This window comes from Rugamonas fusca, from assembly GCF_014042365.1.
GTDB lineage: Bacteria > Pseudomonadota > Gammaproteobacteria > Burkholderiales > Burkholderiaceae_D > Rugamonas > Rugamonas fusca.
In genome coordinates this window covers 1-255 of sequence record NZ_JACEZS010000111.1, presented here as the reverse complement: position 1 = coordinate 255, position 255 = coordinate 1, and the positions used below count along the sequence as shown (strand labels likewise).

Genomic DNA, 255 nt, shown 5'->3' with positions numbered 1-255 from the left:
CCAGCTCCAGCAGCGACGACGGCAAGCCGGACCGGGTCAACGCCTCGGTGACGGTATTGAACAAGTTACCGTCTGCAAACTGCACCGCCGATAAGTTAACCGCCACCATCAGGCCATCACCATAGGTATCGAGCCATTGCCTGGCTTGCCGACACGCCGTCTGCAAGGCCCACGCGCCGATTGGCACAATGTGCCCGCTCTGTTCGGCCAGCGCGATAAATCGCCCCGGCGGTATCAGCCCTTCAACCGGATGCT

At 61.6% G+C, this 255-nt stretch carries 1 protein-coding gene; it reads right to left on the bottom strand.

Features of this window, described 5'->3' with window-relative positions; all coding sequences use genetic code 11:
• The coding region (locus H3H36_RS26540) for an EAL domain-containing protein (protein ID WP_182220999.1) at nucleotides 1–255 on the bottom strand (255 nt) is incomplete at both ends.